Annotated in this window: 18 protein-coding genes and 2 pseudogenes; 4 read left to right on the forward strand and 16 right to left on the reverse strand. The window is 67.6% G+C overall.

The window, feature by feature from the left end; all coding sequences use genetic code 11:
* Positions 1-64: 64 nt before the first annotated feature.
* Entirely contained in the window at positions 65-427 is a 363-nt protein-coding gene (locus tag HNR28_RS02590) for a DUF3742 family protein (RefSeq protein WP_023109288.1), read from the forward strand.
* Positions 428-455: 28 nt separating this feature from the next.
* Here HNR28_RS02590 and HNR28_RS02595 read toward each other — a convergent pair whose 3' ends face one another.
* From HNR28_RS02595 to HNR28_RS02670, 16 genes are all read right to left on the reverse strand, one after another.
* Positions 456-1,988 (reverse strand): conjugal transfer protein TraG N-terminal domain-containing protein, encoded by a 1,533-nt coding sequence (locus HNR28_RS02595; protein ID WP_151023723.1) that lies wholly within the window; start codon positions 1,986-1,988, stop codon positions 456-458.
* 15 nt (positions 1,989-2,003) lie between these two features.
* A complete protein-coding gene (locus HNR28_RS02600) occupies positions 2,004-2,357 on the reverse strand; it encodes a hypothetical protein (protein WP_023124322.1) in 354 nt (117 codons plus the stop codon).
* Positions 2,358-2,436: 79 nt separating this feature from the next.
* On the reverse strand, positions 2,437-3,843 hold the full coding sequence (locus tag HNR28_RS02605; protein ID WP_151023722.1) for an integrating conjugative element protein: 1,407 nt from the start codon (positions 3,841-3,843) through the stop codon (positions 2,437-2,439).
* 10 nt (positions 3,844-3,853) lie between these two features.
* Entirely contained in the window at positions 3,854-4,798 is a 945-nt protein-coding gene (locus HNR28_RS02610; protein WP_058149370.1) for a TIGR03756 family integrating conjugative element protein, read from the reverse strand.
* Positions 4,795-5,244: a TIGR03757 family integrating conjugative element protein gene (locus HNR28_RS02615; protein ID WP_151023721.1), complete on the reverse strand. Its 450-nt coding sequence runs from the start codon at positions 5,242-5,244 to the stop codon at positions 4,795-4,797. The genes HNR28_RS02610 and HNR28_RS02615 overlap by 4 nt, the downstream gene beginning before the upstream one ends.
* Positions 5,245-5,397: 153 nt before the next feature.
* Complete coding sequence (gene radC / locus HNR28_RS02620) at positions 5,398-5,892, reverse strand: RadC family protein (protein ID WP_151023720.1); 495 nt, start codon at positions 5,890-5,892, stop codon at positions 5,398-5,400.
* 195 nt (positions 5,893-6,087) lie between these two features.
* A complete protein-coding gene (locus tag HNR28_RS02625) occupies positions 6,088-6,831 on the reverse strand; it encodes a DsbA family protein (protein WP_151023719.1) in 744 nt (247 codons plus the stop codon).
* A gap of 13 nt (positions 6,832-6,844) precedes the next feature.
* Positions 6,845-9,733: a conjugative transfer ATPase gene (locus HNR28_RS02630; protein ID WP_061959004.1), complete on the reverse strand. Its 2,889-nt coding sequence runs from the start codon at positions 9,731-9,733 to the stop codon at positions 6,845-6,847.
* Positions 9,733-10,167, reverse strand: a complete 435-nt coding sequence (locus tag HNR28_RS02635) for a TIGR03751 family conjugal transfer lipoprotein (protein WP_033990425.1) — start codon at positions 10,165-10,167, stop codon at positions 9,733-9,735. Before HNR28_RS02635 ends, HNR28_RS02630 begins: the two co-directional genes overlap by 1 nt.
* Positions 10,148-11,581 carry a TIGR03752 family integrating conjugative element protein gene (locus HNR28_RS02640; protein ID WP_151023718.1) on the reverse strand — a complete coding sequence of 478 codons (1,434 nt, stop codon included), beginning with the start codon at positions 11,579-11,581 and terminating at the stop codon, positions 10,148-10,150. The genes HNR28_RS02635 and HNR28_RS02640 overlap by 20 nt, the downstream gene beginning before the upstream one ends.
* The gene (locus HNR28_RS02645; RefSeq protein WP_011829980.1) at positions 11,571-12,485 is read right to left on the reverse strand and encodes a TIGR03749 family integrating conjugative element protein; all 915 of its coding nucleotides are present in this window, start codon (positions 12,483-12,485) and stop codon (positions 11,571-11,573) included. The genes HNR28_RS02640 and HNR28_RS02645 overlap by 11 nt, the downstream gene beginning before the upstream one ends.
* Positions 12,482-13,174, reverse strand: a complete 693-nt coding sequence (locus HNR28_RS02650; RefSeq protein WP_023434560.1) for a PFL_4703 family integrating conjugative element protein — start codon at positions 13,172-13,174, stop codon at positions 12,482-12,484. The genes HNR28_RS02645 and HNR28_RS02650 overlap by 4 nt, the downstream gene beginning before the upstream one ends.
* Positions 13,171-13,581: a TIGR03750 family conjugal transfer protein gene (locus HNR28_RS02655; RefSeq protein ID WP_003140993.1), complete on the reverse strand. Its 411-nt coding sequence runs from the start codon at positions 13,579-13,581 to the stop codon at positions 13,171-13,173. The genes HNR28_RS02650 and HNR28_RS02655 overlap by 4 nt, the downstream gene beginning before the upstream one ends.
* Positions 13,582-13,593: 12 nt before the next feature.
* On the reverse strand, positions 13,594-13,962 hold the full coding sequence (locus HNR28_RS02660; protein ID WP_003140995.1) for a TIGR03745 family integrating conjugative element membrane protein: 369 nt from the start codon (positions 13,960-13,962) through the stop codon (positions 13,594-13,596).
* A 22-nt stretch (positions 13,963-13,984) separates the two neighbouring features.
* Positions 13,985-14,224, reverse strand: coding sequence for a TIGR03758 family integrating conjugative element protein (locus HNR28_RS02665; protein ID WP_023443886.1), 240 nt, complete (start codon positions 14,222-14,224; stop codon positions 13,985-13,987).
* Positions 14,221-14,592 (reverse strand): integrative conjugative element protein, RAQPRD family, encoded by a 372-nt coding sequence (locus tag HNR28_RS02670; protein ID WP_151023717.1) that lies wholly within the window; start codon positions 14,590-14,592, stop codon positions 14,221-14,223. Before HNR28_RS02670 ends, HNR28_RS02665 begins: the two co-directional genes overlap by 4 nt.
* A 223-nt stretch (positions 14,593-14,815) precedes the next feature.
* Between HNR28_RS02670 and mads1 the strand changes: the two genes are divergently transcribed.
* From mads1 to HNR28_RS02685, 3 genes and pseudogenes are all read left to right on the forward strand, one after another.
* Positions 14,816-15,016: a methylation-associated defense system helix-turn-helix domain-containing protein MAD1 gene (mads1, locus tag HNR28_RS02675; RefSeq protein ID WP_003141001.1), complete on the forward strand. Its 201-nt coding sequence runs from the start codon at positions 14,816-14,818 to the stop codon at positions 15,014-15,016.
* A gap of 76 nt (positions 15,017-15,092) precedes the next feature.
* Positions 15,093-16,871: pseudogene (locus tag HNR28_RS02680) on the forward strand (SNF2-related protein); the annotation flags it as partial.
* Positions 16,825-17,157 (forward strand): annotated as a pseudogene (locus HNR28_RS02685) (type II toxin-antitoxin system YhaV family toxin); the annotation flags it as partial. The pseudogenes HNR28_RS02680 and HNR28_RS02685, both read left to right, overlap by 47 nt.
* Between the last annotated feature and the right edge of the window lie 4 nt (positions 17,158-17,161).

The following is a 17,161-nucleotide window of genomic DNA, read 5'->3' on the forward strand; positions in this document are numbered from 1 at the left end:
TGGAGGGCAAGCCCCAACCGGCCGCTCTTGAGGTGAGGCACCACTGAAACCGAGGCACATGAGCATGACCACCAACACGCACAACGGGCGCTGGAGCCACCGGCTGGGCCGGGGGGCTGGCCGTGCCTGGCGTGGATACCTGCGCCGCGAGCAGCGTGTCGCCGGCTGGCTGGTGACGCGCGGGGTGCCCGCAGGCGCGGCGACGGCGGTGCTCTGGATCGTCAAGCTGGCCGTGCTTGGTATGCTGCTGTACTCCGTATCCTGGCTTGTCCTGCTGCTGGCCTTTGCTGTGGTCGCCGCATGGCTCGCGCGGAATGCCGATGAGGACGACGAGAAGCAGCCGGAACTCAGAGACGGACACTCGGGCGTCGGCCTGTACGACAAAGATGACTGGCGGATCGACATGGGCGATCCCGACGAGCCGTAGCTGTCGCATCAACGCGAGAGAGTGCTCCTTACTTCGCCGCACCTTTCGATACGGCCGTCATCGCAAGGCGAGAGCCACTACCTCCGGCCGACTTCGCATCGGACGTGCCAGTGATGAGACCGCCCAGGAAGTTTCCGGCGCGAACGCCTGCCCATCCGAGTGCCATGACCCAGAACGTCGGCAACACGATGAACATCGTTGCCATGACGAAGTTCAGCAGCATGTCACCGAACGCATTGTTCAGGCCGATCAATGGGTCGAAGTTGGCGTGCGGCCTGTCCGCGCCAAACCCCCAGCCGTAGAGCGCGTCCAGGATCGTGCTGTCGATCCAGCGCGCGAGCTGGAACCAGAAGTCCACGAAGAACAGCGCGAACTGGACGCAGCTCACCGTCACCACCGTCTTCAGGTCGTAGGTGCCGATCAGCAGCACCAGCGGGATGCAGATGATGAGCGCCATCTTGAGCATCGTCAGCACCATCGGCAGCGCCTGGCGTACCACGTCCATCGCGGGGAAGAAAGCCAGCGAGCCGACGGTCAGCCCCAGGTCGCCCACGCCGCGCGTGACGACGTTCGGCAGCGTCTTGTCGATCTGGCCGCCGTAGTCGGTGTAGACGGCGCCCTGGTTCATCTTCTGCTGTCGCGGTGAGACCACGGCGCGGATCACCGAGTCATTGACCTCGCTCTGCGACAGGAAGCCCGCCCAGCGCCCGATGCGGGTCAGCAGATCCGGGTCGACCTGTGCCAGCAGCCGGCTGCGCAGTCCCTGGCCGCCATCGGCCCACCACTGTCGGCAGGACGGATAACCGCCACCGCTGTCCACCTGTGCCAGCCCTGCATCGCGGGTCGCGTCGTAGGGCCAGGCCGTGCGTGGGGTCTTGGCGCGATAGGTGTCATAGAAGCCGGGCGTGTCGAGGAAGTAACTCGATCCGATCCAGGTGACGTCGTTCATCTGCTCGTCGGAGAGCGTCGGCCGGTTCATGAACAGCTTGGCGCGCGACGGCCCGTAGCAGTCGTGCGTGAAGTCGGCGACCTCCTGTGCCAGCACCGGATCGTCGATGCGCGTGGCATCCACATCCATGCGAATCTGACGCAGGTCCGTGCCGCAGGGAATCGCCGCCACCGCGGAGCCCGTCACGGCTTTCGACAGCGCGTGCATCAAGAACCACCACACCGGCACCAGCGCGCTCTGGTCGTTGAGCGCCGTGTAGACGTTGGACCAGCCCGTGTCGTTGGGCAGCGGGACACTGACCTGGCATTGCGCGGAGCGCGTGGTGTCGAACCTGATCGTGGCGAGATCCACCGGGATGAACGGGATGCCGGCGAACATGATGACCACGATCGCCACCCACACCCGGTTCTCGATGCGCATCGACGACAGCACGCCCTTGTTGCCTTCGTCCGCACCTTCGCTGCGGGCCTTGAGCCACTCCTGGATCACGATGGCCACGAACGGCAGCGCGAACACGCCGCTGGCCACGAGAATGCTCCAGATGCCGTTGTTGACCACCCAAGCCACCAGGGTCAGGTAATACTCCAGGTAGTCCGTGGTGTAGAGCGTCATGCCTGCCTCCCGGTCTCAGCCGTGCCGCAGCAACTGGCTGGCTTCCAGCGCGACCACGGCGATCACGGCCGCGATCTCCGTGCGCAGCAGGCGCTGATGCGTCTCGCGGGACGGCTCCCGCCGCAACAGGCGCCGACGCATCCACCACCAGCCGTAAGCCGTCGCTCCGTAGAGGCACAGCCGCCACACGAAGAAGTGGCCGGCGTGCGCCTGCAGCCAGTGCTGCCAGCCCTCGACGCCGCCGACCACGTGGATGCCGGCGATGTTCACCGCCACCGCGGCGGCGGCCACCAGCAAGGTCCACAGCAGCGCCACGCCGACGCGGCGGTTGAACAGCCATGGCAGCCGCAGCCAGGCCAGCCGGCTCACTGGACTACCCTCCTGTCGCTGGCGCGACATCCTCCCCTGGGGAGGTTCGCGCGCCCTTCGGGCGGCCGTGCGGGCGCGCTCATGGCGTACCGCTCCGCGGTTTCTGGACTTCCCGCAGACGGTCGCGCGTGGTGTCACCCTCGAAGACGCCGCGCGAGCCGGCAGCGCGGATGCTGTGGCGCTGGATGATCGCCATCGCCGAGTTGCCGGCCAGCGTGCGGCGCAGCTCCAGCTCGGTCTTGAGGTTGTTGATCTCCTGCTCCAGCGCGCTGTTCTCCTGGTCGACCGCCTGCACGGCCAGCTCGTTGGCGGCGACGTTCGGCTCCTTCTTGCCGGTCAGCAACGTGCGTTGCAGCAGCAGGGCCTTCTCCAGCACGCTGGACAGCGCAGCCTCGGACGCGAGGCGCCGGCCCAGCATGTCCTGGTCGGGTTCGTCACGCAGGGCCTCGATCACGCCGCGGGTGATCGGCAGCGAGCTGCTGCCGGCTGCGTCGAGATTGGCCAGCGTCGTCGGCCGGGCGCCCGTCACCAGTTCCTGCAGCGCCTGCAGCTTGGTCTCGTACTCTTCCTGGATCATTGGCGTCAGCCCGACGCCAGGCGTGGTCTGGGTCTTCGTGCAGTTTTCGCAGGTGCGCTGCTCGCGTTCGCCCAACACGCGGGTCGCCCAGTCCGCGGCCGCCTGGGGCGACGACCAGGTTTGGCAGGTCAGGCGGTTGCCGCAGGCGCTGCGCGCGATCGACGAGGTATCGGTGGCGCTGCGCCCGTTGAGCAGGTTGTAGCCCGCGCGCGTCACATCGCCGACCACCTTGATCGAACTCTGACCGGAGCCGCCCGCGTTGCCGCCGCCGACCCAGGGCACGCCGTTGTTCCCTTTGTTGGACTCGGCCTGCTCGATGGCGGAGACGGCATCGGTGCTGCTGACCGCATCCCGCAGCGCCATCCCTTCGGCGAGCTGGTCCCAGCCGGCCTGGCCGCCGGCCATATCCGCCATGCGATTGGCGATGGCACGGCAGGTCATCTTCGAGCGGTCGAAGTCCAGGCGCGCCTGGAGGATGCCGTTGGTCAGCAGGTTGTAGAGCCCCGGGTCGGCGCGCTGGATGATCAGGGCCGGCAGCGAGGCCGCGGCGCTGGTGGCGTTCTGGATCACGTTGCTCATGATCGTCTGGAAGCCGTTGGTGATGCCGTTGAGCTGGTTCTGCAGCGTCGTGGTGATGCTCATGTCGCCGCAGATCAGGTTGCTGTTCCAGCCGATCCCCACGCCGATGCTTTGCATGTTGCCGGCACCACCCATCGACACGGCCCGGCCGCCGCCGATGCTGTAGAGCACGTCGTCGCCGATCACGCTGCCGCTGACGTTCACGCCATTGGGGTCGATGCGGGTCTGCGCCCAGGCGGCGCCGACGGCCAGCGTGATGGCCGCCATGAGCAGCGTGGCCCGCAGGTGCGACTTCGCGCGGCGCAGGAAGTCAGGGAGGGAGGCGTTCATCGTGGGTTCCTCACATGAAATCGACGCTGCCGAGGAAGACCTGGCCACGGCGCCGGCAGCAGGAGTACGGCCGCCACAAGGCCCAGGCGTAGTCGCCCTGCTGGGCCTGCACGCGGGTGCGGCTGTGCGGGAAGACCACGCAACTGTTCGAGAGCGTGGGCGTCAGCTCCTGCCACTTGCCCGTCGAGGCGTCGGTCTCCATCAGCGCGCCGGCCGGCCAGTAGCCGTCGCGGGCGTTGGCCAGCAGGGGCTGATACACGTGAATCTGGTTGCGGCGCGTCACGATGTCGCCCGCGCGCTGCGCGACCACGGCGCCGCTCTTGTGGTCGTCGGTCTGGTGCAGGAAGCCACCGCGGGGATACACGTTGCCCCAGAGGTTCAGGCCAGTGCGCGTACCGATTTCGCGCCGGCCGGGGATGAGCGCTTCGGGATAGAACGCTTCCGGGATGTTGTAGCGCCAGGCGATCGTGTCGAGCGTGCTCAGCAGATACGGCATGAAGGCCGTGCCCGCGCCTTCGCAGGTGTAACCGGAGGCGCTGGCGAACTGGCTGAACACCATCCCGGCCGGATGGCCGATGACATCGGCGTTCTTGAACTTGGCGAGGTTGTTCTCGTTGTCGTGATTGGTCGTGCCGTCACCGCCAGCCTTGGCGCTCGGGTTGGGCATGCTCATCGCCCTGACTTCCAGCCACGGGTTTTCGCCGGTGTTCGAGTAGCTCGACACCACCGCATCGGGGACGTAGTGGCGCACCTTGACGGAGGTGCGCACCGAGCAGCCGAAGGGCGTGCAGTACAGCCAGTAGCAGATTCCGACCACGCGGTATTCGAGGCAGTCGGGGGACAGCGCCGACGAGACGATGGTGGCGGTGTCCAGGGCGAATGTCGACGTGGCCGCGCTCAGCAGCAGCGAGGCGGCGGTGGCGCGCAGGCGCCGGCGTGCCAGCAGGAGGCTCATGGCTGCGTGCTCCGGTAGGCGTTGATGCGCGCGACGGCGCGGGGCACGTCGGGCTCGCCGTAGACCACGTAGCGTCGATCGACCACCACGGCGGGAATCTTGGCGATGCCCAGCCCCCAGGCATCCGCGACACCTTGGTAGGCATGGCCGATGCGGCGCTGCAGGGCCTCGCCGCCGTCATGCAACCCCTGCCGCACCAGGGCCGCGGCCTGTCGCGGGTCGGCCGGCAGGTGCGCGGCGAGTTCGACCTCGATGCGCGTGGCCTGGTCCAGCTCGATGACCCGCACGCCGGCCGGGGCCTGCACCGGATGACGGCTGTCGGTGACGACGAGCACATCGGCGGCCGCCGCGATGGGAGCGAGCAGCGCGGCGCACAGTCCAGCGGCCAGCCTGGCGGCCAGGGAGCGCCGCGAGACGGCAGGAAGGTTGAGGAAATGAGCCGGCATGTCGCGTCTCCGAGGAGTCGATGCAGGCTCGTAGTCGAGCGCAAATGCAGATCAGGGAACGACAAAGAAACCGAAACCGGTCAGCCCCGATTCCCTGCGGACCGGCGAAAAGAAACGGGAGCCAAGGGCTCCCGTGGTGATGAATTGAGTGCGCTACAACAAGCCGGCTTCTGCGAACGAGTACGGACTGCCCTTGCCGACGATGAAGTGGTCCAGCACCCGGGCATCGACGGTGGCCAGGGCGCTCTTCAACCGCTCGGTGATCGCACGATCAGCGGCCGAGGGCTCGGTGTTCCCCGAGGGATGCTGATGCGCCAGGATCAGCGCCGAAGCGTTGAGCGCCAGCGCACGCTGGACCACCACCCTCGGATACACCGAAGTCTGGTCGACCGTGCCCCGGAACAGCGGCTCAAAGGCGAGCACCTGGTGCTGGTTGTCGAGAAACACGACGGCGAAGATTTCGTTTGGCTCCGCGACCAGTTTCAGGCGCAGGTAGTCGCGCACGGCGGCGGGACTGCCCAGCGCCGGACCGGCCTTGAACACGCGGTTCTCCAGCAGGGTGATGGCCTGCCGGATGATCCAGTCTTCGTGCTGGGCGGCGATCAGGGTGAGCGACTCCGGGCGGGAGTCGGCGATGACGAGAGACATGGCGAACCTCCAATGGATGAGATCGGAGGGCGCCTGCCCCTGGAGGGCAAACCCTCCTGGGGACGATGGGGATGGAACAGGTGACGAGCGGGCATCCACCACCGCGGATGCGATGGCTGTTCGCGTCAAGGGATGCGATGCGAACGGGTTTCGATCAACGCGGACGAGCCGCGCCGCAGCCTTGAAGATCGATGGCTACCTGGGCATGTCACCGGCAACGCCGGCGGGCATGTCTGGGGAATGGGCGGGTTCGGCTGCGGTCGTGCTGCCGACGGCGAGCAGGTCGATGGCCGACAGCAAGGCATCGCCTTCGACGGGACCGTGCAGCAGGAGGGTCTTGCCGGACTCGCGGTCGCGCAGTTGCAGGGCCGGCGTGGCCGCGATGCCCTGCTGTGCCGCTTCCGCCGCCTGGGCACGGATGACGGCATCGGGGCGATCGCTGTCGAGACAACCCTGCATGGCTGGCGTGAGGTCGGGATAGCGCAGGCCCTCCGGCAGGCCCTGGCCGTCGCCACGGGTGTGCGCGTAGAGCCACGCCACGGCCTGCCAGAAGGTGGCATGTCCGCCCGTCTCGCCCGCGCACTCGGCCAGGCGTGCCTCGGCAGTCGCGGCCGGCTCGTGCATGGACAGCGGCAGGTGGTGCCACTGCCAGTTCACCTCGGGATGGGCGTCGATCCAGCGCTTGAGCGCGGGGAAGTAGGCCCGGCAGTACGGACACTCCAGGTCGGCGTACCCGACCACCGTGAAGCGCGCATCGGCACGGCCATACAGCCAGGGCGGGCCGGCCGGTTTCGGCGCTTCGGACCCGGCGGCGGCCAGGGGCATCGACTCGGTTGCCGGATGCGGCGCGCGCAGCAGCATCCACGAGGCCATCGCAATCGTCGCCACGATCAGTAGACCGATCCAGGGATGACGGCGGGCGAATGAAGGCAGGCGCATCGTGTCGCTCCCGTCAGGCCAGCGTGTCCAGCGCCAGGGGTTCGATGCCCCTCGCACGGTCGATCTTCTCGGCCACGCGGAAGGCGGCATCCAGCTCGCTGATGCCGTGCTGCTGCATCAACTGGAAGCGTTCGGCCTTCTCCTCGGGCTCGGTCATCGCCATCGCCAGGTAGAGGCTGGGCGGCACGGCGCGGAACAGCACTTCCATCGACTTGGACAGAATGACGCCCTCGCTGAACTTGCCGGCCTCCTTGCGGGCCGAGAGCATCAGCGCCTTCTGCGAAGCGTTGAGTTCGCGGAAGCGCGCGATCTTCTCGACTTCATCGGGCGGCATCGACAGGCAGATCCACCACTCGATCATGTTGAGCATGGGCTCGGCCGCTTTTGGCAGGTCGTCCAGGTTCTGCGTAGCGAGCCAGAACCAGGCGCCGAGCTTGCGCCACATCTTGGTGATCTTGACCACGTAAGGCGCGAGTAGTGGGTTCTTCGTGATGATGTGGCCTTCGTCCGTCACGTTGATGATCGGGCGACCCAGGAACTGGTCGCGCTCGGCGATGTTGTTGACGGTGTTGATGAGCGAGATGTAGGCAATCGAGAGTTGGGCGTTGTAGCCCTCGCGCGCGAAGGTGGCGAGGTCCACGATGGTGATGTCCGCCTCGGGCCACGGCGTGCCGGACCGGTCGAACATCTCGCCGTCCACGCCCTGGCAGAACATATCCATGGCGTCGGCCATCTCCAGCAGCCGTGCGCGCCGCATCTCCGGCAGCGTGGCGTCGCGGGCGCGCTCGCGCAGCGCGTCGCGCACATCGCGCGTGAGCACCGTGCGCTTGTCCGCCACGCAATGCTGGGCCGCATCGAGAATGCACTGACGGATCAGGCTGCGGTCGGCGCGCGTCATGCGCGCCTCCTCCTTGTCCTCGCCGCCGGTAATCATCAGCCGTGCAGTGATCTCCAGCTCGCCGAGCACGTCGCGCTGCTCGTCGCCTTCCACCGCCATGCCGGCATCGGTCTGCTCTTCGTCGAGCGCATCGGCGTCCAGCGTCTGTACCTGGCTCGGCGTATCGACTAGGCGCCAGGCGTCGGCGAACGGCGCCAGACTGACGCCCGCGCCCGGCGCGAGCTTCACCCGATGCACGGTGAGGCCCAAGCGTGCCGCGAAGTCGCCGAACAGGCCGAAGCTGTTGCCCGCCTCGACGATGAACAGGCGCGGCCGATAGATCGCCGTGACTTGGTTCAGGATGTTGTTGAGTGTCGCGCTCTTGCCCGAACCCGTGGGGCCGAACAGGAACAGGTGCGCGTTCATCTGCCGGTCGAGGCGGTTCAACGGATCGAAGGTGATCGGGCCGCCGCCGCGGTTGAAGAACGTGATGCCCGGATGCCCCGTTCCCTGGCTGCGGCCCCAGACCGGCGCCAGGTTCGCCGCATGTTGCGCGAACATGAGCTGGGTGTACCACTGGCGCTTGTCGGCAGCCGGATCGAACACGCACGGCAGCCAGCGCAGATAGCTGTTCAGCGGCGCCACCTCGTCCTCTTCGCGTACCGGTTGCAGGCCGGCGTTGAGCATCACGTTGACGAGCTGCAGGGCGCGCGCATCGAGCTGGGCCAAGTCGCGGCCGCGCAGGTAGAACGCCAGCGCGCCGCGGTAGAGCTTGTGCGCGCTGCCGATCAGGCCGCGCGCCTGCTGCACGTCCTGGCGGGCCTGCTCCGAGGCCAGGGTCTCGCCGACGGCCTTCCTGGCGAGGTGGTTGAGGTGCGCCTCCAGCACGTCCTGGGGCGTGGCGACCAGCGTCAGGCACATCACCGTGTCCTCGGGCATCTGGTCGAACAGCGCGTTCATGGCATCGCCGCCTTTGCGCGTCTCGCCCGTCAGATGGCCCGTCACGGGTGGCGTGCGCAGGCGATCCATCACGATCACCCGATGCGGCATGCCGTCGAAGAACCACAGGCCGTTGGGCACGTCCGAACGGGGCTCGCCGAAGAACAGGCGCTGCGCGAAGTCGGTGCCGCTGGCGAGTTCGATCTCACCCTCCTCCCGCTCTTCCGGGTAGCGGGTCAGCGCGTAGAAGCGTTCCCGGTCTTCGGCAGTGGCGCCGAGCAGGGTCGGATTCGGGTTGAACCAGCGCAGCAGCCAGGCGTGGATGTCCGCCGCGCCGAGACGCCGAGCCTTCACGCCGGCATTCGCCAGCCCGCCGGCGAGGCGGTCGCAGATCGTGGTCAGCGCCTGCTCGGGCGACTGGCCGCGCCGCGGGGCCGGGGCCGCAGACGTGCGCCGGTAGACCACCATGCGCACGCGCCGCACCTGGCCGCGCCACGGCAGGCGCGTCACCGTGGTGTCCTCGAACAGGCCGCCCGGCTTGGCGATGGCCCGCAGGTGATGGGCGAAGAAGCGCAGGTAGAAGTCGCTGAACGCGCTGCCCTGCGCACGCGGCTGCAGATAGTTCGCCAGGGAGCGCAGATAGTTGTCCCAGTCGGCCTCGTCCTGGGCGTAGAGCTGCACCACCCAGGGGTTGTCGTCCAACTCGTCAAAGGAGTCCTGCAGGGCGTTCTCCAGCGCATCGCGCGCCTGCCACAGCCAGGCCATCTCGCGGCCCTCGGTGCCGACCGGCGCCAGTTCGAAGAAGGCCGCCACCGACTGGCCGTCTTCCAGCAACATGCACTTGCTGCCGGGCAGGTACTCAACCCAGGGCAGCAAGTCCGCGAACGACGGCGCGACGCCATAGAGCGCATCGTGGTCGTCCTGGGTGGCCGGCCTGCGCCGGCCCCGGACGAGCGCGCTGCCCGGCTCGGCGACACCCTGTGCCGCCAGCGCCGTCACGTGCCGCGCCCAGGCATCATCGGTCGCATCCGCGGCGTCAACAGGCGATGCGTCGGACTTGCGTGACCACGGCAGCGACCAGGCCATCAGTAGTCCTCCACGCGCTCGCCCGGCATCGCGTACTGCACGCGCTGGTAGAGCGGGAACACCGTGCTGTAGCCGGGCACCGGCACCGGGTCGGTGCCCGCCAGGTGCGGGAATACGTACATCACCAGGTCGGGGTTCGGCAGGCGGTGGAACTGGCGGTGAATCTCGTTCTGCGCGGTACGGGTGTAGCGCGCCTGCACGCCGGGCGCCGCCTGCACATCGGCATCGGCCAGCGGCCGGCGCAGGCCCTGGCGCGCATCGAGCAGTTGCCGCGCGGCCTGGCCGCTGCCCGCGCCGCCGCCGGTCTCCTGATGCCAGATGTCGAGCATGGTGCTGTCGCCGTGCGGCAGCAGCTTCTCCTTGCTGGTGGCGCAGCCGCCGAGCAGAGTGGCCGCCAGCAGCACGGCGGCCGCGTCAATCCAGATCCGAGGCATGGGCTTCTCCGGTGCGGTGGTGGACCCGACGCCCCTTGGCGTCGTAGTCGATGTCGAGCGGCTGCTCCAGATGCACGGCCACCCTGGCGCCCGGCTGCACGTAGACCGCCGCGAAGGCCTGGCCGTAGAGCTTGTTGACCCAATCGGCCATGTCGCGCACGCCGCCCGCGAGGATGCGGCCCATCGCTTCGTTGCCGCTGATGCCGACGGTGCCCAGCGAGCCGTTGCTGTTGGCGACCACGGCCACGCTGCCGTTGTCGGACTTGATGAGCGAAGCGGCGCCCGCGCCGGCCGCGGTGATGAGCGCCTGGCTGCCCAGGTACTGCTGGGCGTTGCTGCGCCGCTCGCCGCTGACGCAGGGAATGCCGTAGGGGTCGCTGATCCAGCCCAGACCGCCCTGGATGCTGGCGCCGTTGTGACCGGAGTTGCCGCCGCTGCTGCCGCCCTTGCTGCTGTCCTCCGGCACCGTGCGGATGGTGCCGTCCTGGAACACGAACGTGACCGAGCGGATTTGCCCGCGCACGCACGAGAGCGTCCAGTCGCCCGAGGCCGTGCCGCTGACCACGGCGCCGGCCACGTCGGGGATGTCGATGCCGTTGGCCGTGAGGTTGTCCGGGCCGATCAGCACCTTGAATGGATAGGGATCGTTGACGGTTCCATCGATCGGCACGCGCCCGATCAGCGCCGTCATGGCAATCGACCCCATGAGCGTCGAGTTCGACGGCACGGTGTAGACAGCCTTCGTGGATGCGCCCACCGCGCGGCTGCCGACGTCGGCGACGGATTCCGCTGCGGCCGACAGGCTTTTCTGGGCCGGCCCGAAGCTCAGGGGAAAGCTCGGCTCCTTGCTGCTGTTCTTGGCGTCGACCTTGGCATCGTCGGGCTCGACCCACTGCGTGCTAGCGACGCCGCGGTTGAAGCGCTGGCCGTCACCCTCTTCGAGCCCCAGCCCGACGGGCAGATCGGACGGGCCACCCTTGCCGGAAAGGCCGTCCAGTTGCCGCTGCAGATCCTGCAGCAGCCCCTGGGTCTGCTGCCTGTCGCTGGCCACCTGATTGCGCTCCTGCTCCAGGCGGTTGCGTTCGCCTTCCAGCGCGCTCTGAATGCGCTGGTCGATCGCGCTTTCCCGCGCACGCAGGCGCTCGGTCTCGGCCTTGTGTTGCTTGTTGTCGCCGAGCGCGCTCTGCAGCTCGGTGCGCAACTGCTTCACCTGGGCCACCAGCGTGGCGACGGTATCGCGCGGCGTGTCGCCAGCGATGCCCAGGGCTTTCATCTCCTCGGGCGTGAGCGTACTGGCCGCGCCCTTGGGAGCGGGCTGGCCGCCGGGGGAGCCGGAGAACAGCTTGATGCCGACGAACACCAGCAGCAGCGCCATCGGGATCAGCAGCCACTTGAGCAGCGGATTACTTTTCATCGCGCGCTCCTTCGGTCGAGCCGGCCGCGGCTGCCGGCGGCAGGTTCACGGTGGCGTCGATCGGGCTCAGCGCCGGCAGCAGCGACTCGGCCAGACCGTGGCCGCGCGTGACCAGGTAGAGCACCGTGGTGTCGGACGGGGTGCCGGCCGGCCCCAGGTTCGGATGCTGGAAGGTCGCCGCCACGAAGTTCCCCTGCAAAGCGCGCGGGTCGAGGTCGAGCCAGCGCGCGGCGGTGTTGGTGAGTCGCACGGCCGTCACCCACTGGTCTTCCAGGCGCCACGCGGCCAGTGCCCGCGCGTGCACCGGCAACGTCGGCAGCAAGGTGTCCAGCGCAAGGCCGCGGCGCAGGTTCACGCGCCCGATGCCGGCGACCGGCTCGACGGTGCGCAGTGGCGCGTACAGGTTCTGTGCGGCATGGCGCGTCAGCACGACCGGTACCGGCGTTTCGCGCCGGGGAAGGGGTTTGTCCGCGGGCGCATCGGCCTGCTCGTCCGCGCCGCTTGCTGCACCGCCGCCGTAGCGCTTCGCGGGGGCTTCCGCTTCCACGATGCGCACCGGCTCCAGCGGCGCCTGGCCGTCCTTCGCCGGCTCGGCGGCGATGTCGAGCAGGATCAGCGCGCCGGATTCCACGTCCTGCAGTTGCAGCCGCGTGGGCGGAATCGGCTCGCTCGCCCGCAGGTAGATCGCGCCGCCCGCACTCTGCACGCGCAGGTGGTCGCCGACGCTGGCCGGCACGCCGACGCGCACATTGCGGTCGATGAAGACCACGCGCTCCTGGCCGACCACCAGCGGCACCGGCAGGGGCAGGCGCTCCCAACGCAGGATTTCCACGGCCTGGCTGGCCGGCACGAAACCGAGGGTCAGCAGGACGCCGGCCAGGGCCGACAAGGCAACGGACTTCATGGGGAGTCTCCCTGCAGATGGCCGGAGGTGTTGGCGGGCGCGCCGGCCTGGGTCGGCGTCGGCGGCGTTTCGATGCGCTGGGGTGCGCTGGCGTAGCAGTCCAGCGCCAGGCCGAAGGGGTTGTGCTCGGGGTCGATGTCCAGCCGGACGACCTTGATGGGGTAGCGCACCAGGGCGCGCTTGACCTGCTCGGAGCCGTAGTATTCGTCCGCGCTCACGTCGAGCGTGACGATCCAATCGCGGTCGGAGAGCACCTTGACGCGCGTGGCCGGATCATCGCCGTAGCCGCGACCGGGAATCTCGTAGATGCCGCGCACGCGCTGACGCAGCTCGCCACTGGCGCGCCGGTACTCGTAGTCCTGTTGCAGGAAGGCCCGGCAGCTCGGCGTGAGGTAGGCCGACAGCGCGCGCAGGTTGCGCGGATAGTCTTCTTCGCCGTTCGTGGGCCAGCGCTGTACCTGCTGCCAGATATAGAACGAGAAGGCATACACGCTCTCGGGCGGCACGTCCCACCACTTGCGCGTGCTGCCCGAGCGCAAGTCCGGCGGCACATGGATGGTCAGACTCTTCGGCGCACTCCACCAGCCGAAGCCGAGCAGCAGCGCCACCGCGAACAACGCGCCGGCCCCCAGACGCAGCGTCTTCACGTGCGCCTGCAGGTGCGCAACCTCGTTCCTGAAACGGCTCATGGCGCACCTCGATTGGCGTTGCGCCGGGTCGTCCAGTAGCCCGAGCGGGTGATGAGGCGCTGCCCGCCCAGGAGCGCTGCCAGCGCCGGGTGCCGCAGGGCCAGCCGCCACTGGAGCTGTCGGTAGAGCCAGGTGTCGGGCCGGCCGCGCTTCTGTGCGCGCAGAAAACCACCGCCGACGAAGACGCCCAGCGCGATGCCGGCGACGATCAGCGTCGGCACCATGGCGATGCTGTGCGTGAGCCAGGCCAGCGGCAGGCCGAGTGCGAATCCGGCTGCGGCCGACAGGCCGGCGCAGATCCACAACTCGTCGGCGGTCAGCCCGCGCACGACCACCGGCTGGCGATTCAGCCGGTGCGGCAGGAAGCTCACCAGCGTGTCTTGCGGGGTCTCCGAGGGGACGGCCATCGCTTGCCGCCCTCACAGCACGCCGGTGGCCTTGGTGAGCAGCCAGATGCCGACCACCAGCAGGATCGCGCCCACGGCGACCGTCAGGCCGAACTGGCCCCAGGTGGCGCGGCCGGTGTGGATCTCCGAGTAGCGCGTGTAGGCGTGATAGCAGACACCGACGAACATCGAGGCGACCACCAGCAGCGCGATCAGCAGCACGATGTCGTAGCCGTAGTTCTGCAAGGTCTGCAGGATGCCGCTGCCCTGGCCGCGCGAAGGGTCCTCCATGGTCGGCAGGCCCTGCGCGAAGGCCGACAGCGGCAGGCCCGCGAGCGCCAGCGGCAGCAGCGGTGCGGCGATGCGGGACGGAATGCGATGGGATGTCGATGACGTGTTCATGGCGTTTGGCCTTTCGTGACGGTCAGGAGAGGAGGAAGAAGGTCAGTACCAGGTAAATCGCCACGAAGCGCACGACGACGGCGAGAAACTGACGCTCGGTGATGCGGTGCTCGGCCCAGCCGACGTAGGCGGTGCGCATGGCCCACACGCCCCACAGCAGCAACACGGCGAACACGAAAGCGAGCACCACGGCAGAGACGGCCGAAGGCGCGAAGCCGCCGTTGGCCTGGAAGGCGGCGACCTGATCGGCAGAGGGCGTCATGGCGATGGCTCCTCGTCGTCGTCGGCGGCGCGGTCACGGCGGACGTAATCGCCGGCCAGCGGGACGGGATCGCGCGGCTGGGCGCGCTGGGGCACGAGGTAGTCCTGCAGGCCGGCGCGAACGCGCTTCAGGTCGGCACGCAGTCGGGCGTAGTCGAAGTGGTAGCGGGCGCGTTCCTGCGGAGCGGTATGGGCAGCGTGCTCGGCGAGGCGGTCGATCAGGTCGAGCTGGCGGGCGAGCGCGGCGAGCTGCTCACGCTCCGAGGCGAGGCTGTCGGCAGCGGCGGCAGGCGGCAGCGCCGAGAACGACACAGCCAACACCACGGCCAGCGCAGGCCATGCGGATGTGCGGCGGTTGGTCTGTCCCATCGTGCCATTCCCCGTTGAAGCGGATGGCCAGATGCTGTGGCGCGCTCTCGCTTTGCGCCGCAGGGAATGGGAACTACGGCATGACCGGATTTGTTGGTCGCGTTGGCCGACATTCGCGCAATGCCTGGTGGATTTCTTGTTGGCTAGCGCCTACCACCCTTTGGTAGAATTGAGCAAACTTGGCAATCCAAAGTCACGAAAGACCAAACCATATGGTTTTCAGATGAGTGAAGTCGAGAGCGAGATCCTCACGCTGGAGGAAGTTGCGGCCTACCTCAAAGCCGGCAAACGGACGGTCTATCGCCTTGCCCAGAAAGGAGAGATTCCGGCGTTCAAGCTTGGGGGAACCTGGCGCTTTCGCCGCTCGGAGCTGGATCGGTGGATCGCCGAAAGCATCAACAAGAAGAAGCCGGAGGCCGAGTGAGCGCGGACCATGCCAGCCGCCGAATCACGCTTGGGGAAGAACAAGGGGAGGATCGCCGTTGACGACACAGCAGCTTCTGACGCCGCACCAGAGCCAGTACTTTGCTTGGCTGCTGACCAGGCGTGCAGCAGGCGACTCGGTGGAGTCGCTGGCTTCGACCTTGGTCGATTCGCAGGTCGATCTGAATCCCCATCAGGTCGAGGCCGCGCTCTTCGCTTGCCGCAACCCCCTCTCACGCGGCGTGATCCTCGCCGACGAGGTTGGTCTGGGCAAGACCATCGAAGCCGGCTTGGTCATCTCCCAACGCTGGGCGGAACGGCGGCGGAAGGTGCTCATCATCGTTCCGGCGAACCTGCGCAAGCAATGGCATCAGGAGCTGCAGGACAAGTTCGGCCTGCAAGGGCTGATCCTCGAAGCCAAAAGCTACAACGCGATCCGCAAGCAGGAGCAGCGGAACCCGTTCCTGTTCGCCTCCGGTCCGATCATCTGTTCCTACCAGTTCGCGAAGGCCAAGGCTGACGATGTCAAGGGCATCGACTGGGACTTGGTCGTCCTCGACGAAGCGCATCGCCTGCGCAACGTCTACAAAACCAGCAACGTCATCGCCAAGACCCTCAAGGAGGCGCTGTCGCGCGTTCACTCCAAGGCGCTCCTGACCGCGACGCCGTTGCAGAACTCGCTGCTCGAACTCTATGGGCTGGTCAGCTTCATCGATGACCGGGTGTTCGGAGACCTTGATAGCTTCCGCTCGCAATTCACTGGCAGAGAGCAATCCTTCAGCAGCCTGCGTGACCGGCTGGCCCCCATCTGCAAGCGCACCCTGCGCAAACAGGTTCAGCCCTACGTGTCGTACACAGCGCGCAAGGCCATCGTCGAGGAGTTCACGCCGTCGAGCGAAGAGCAGGAACTTTCCAGGCTCGTCGCCGATTACCTGCGCCGCCCCAACCTCAAGGCCCTGCCCGAGGGGCAGCGACAACTGATTTCGCTCGTGCTGTGGAAGCTGCTCGCCTCCAGCACGCACGCGATTGCGGGTGCGTTGGAGACGATGGCCAAGCGTCTCCAGGGTGTGCTGAATGAAACTCCCGTGGTTGCCGATCTCGCCGAAGAACTGGACGAGGACTACGAGTCGCTCGACGAGACCGCCGAAGAATGGGAAGACCAGGAGCAGGGAACAAAGGCAGCGAGCCGCGCCGAGCGTGATGCCATCGCGCAGGAGATCGAGGAGCTGCGCCACTTCAGAACGCTGGCAACCAACATCCGCGACAACGCCAAGGGCAAGGCGCTGCTCACCGCGCTGGATCGCGCCTTCGCCGAACTGGATCGGTTGGGCGCGGCCCGGAAGGCCATCATCTTCACCGAGTCCAAGCGCACGCAGGAATACCTCCTCAACTTGCTGGCCGACACGCCATACGGCGACGGCATCGTGCTCTTCAACGGCACCAATAGCGACCAGCGTGCGCAGGCGATCTACAGGGACTGGCTGAAGCGCCACGAAGGCACCGACCGCATCACCGGCTCCAAGACCGCCGACACCCGTGCGGCACTGGTCGAGCACTTCAAGGAGCGTGGCAAGGTCATGATTGCCACCGAGGCTGGAGCCGAAGGCATCAACCTCCAGTTCTGCTCGCTCGTCATCAACTACGACCTGCCGTGGAACCCGCAGCGCATCGAGCAGCGCATCGGGCGCTGCCACCGCTACGGTCAGAAGCACGACGTGGTGGTGGTCAACTTCGTCGACCGCAGCAATGAGGCCGATGCACGGGTGTATGAGCTGCTGTCGCAGAAGTTCCAGCTCTTCGAGGGCGTGTTTGGGGCTAGCGACGAAGTGTTGGGCGCCATCGGTCCTAGCGCAGATTGAAGCGCTGGCGCAGCAGGTCGAGGCCTCCAAGCAGAAGGACCCGGTCGGGTACGTGAAGAAGAACGCCAGCAACCGACTGGCGGCCATCACGAAGCTGGCGTTCGACGTTATTCCGCAAGATCCGACACGGCCGGAGTACCGCCAGGGCGGCACCCTCGGCGACGAGCACAAGCACTGGTTCCGGGCGAAATTCTTTCAGCAGTACCGGCTGTTCTTCCGCTACCACGCGCCGAGCAAGGTGATCGTGTTCGCGTGGGTCAACGACGAGGACACTGATCTTGCCCCCG

Origin of the sequence: Castellaniella defragrans (genome assembly GCF_014203015.1) — a bacterium.
Classification (GTDB): Bacteria; Pseudomonadota; Gammaproteobacteria; order Burkholderiales; family Burkholderiaceae_B; genus Castellaniella; species Castellaniella defragrans.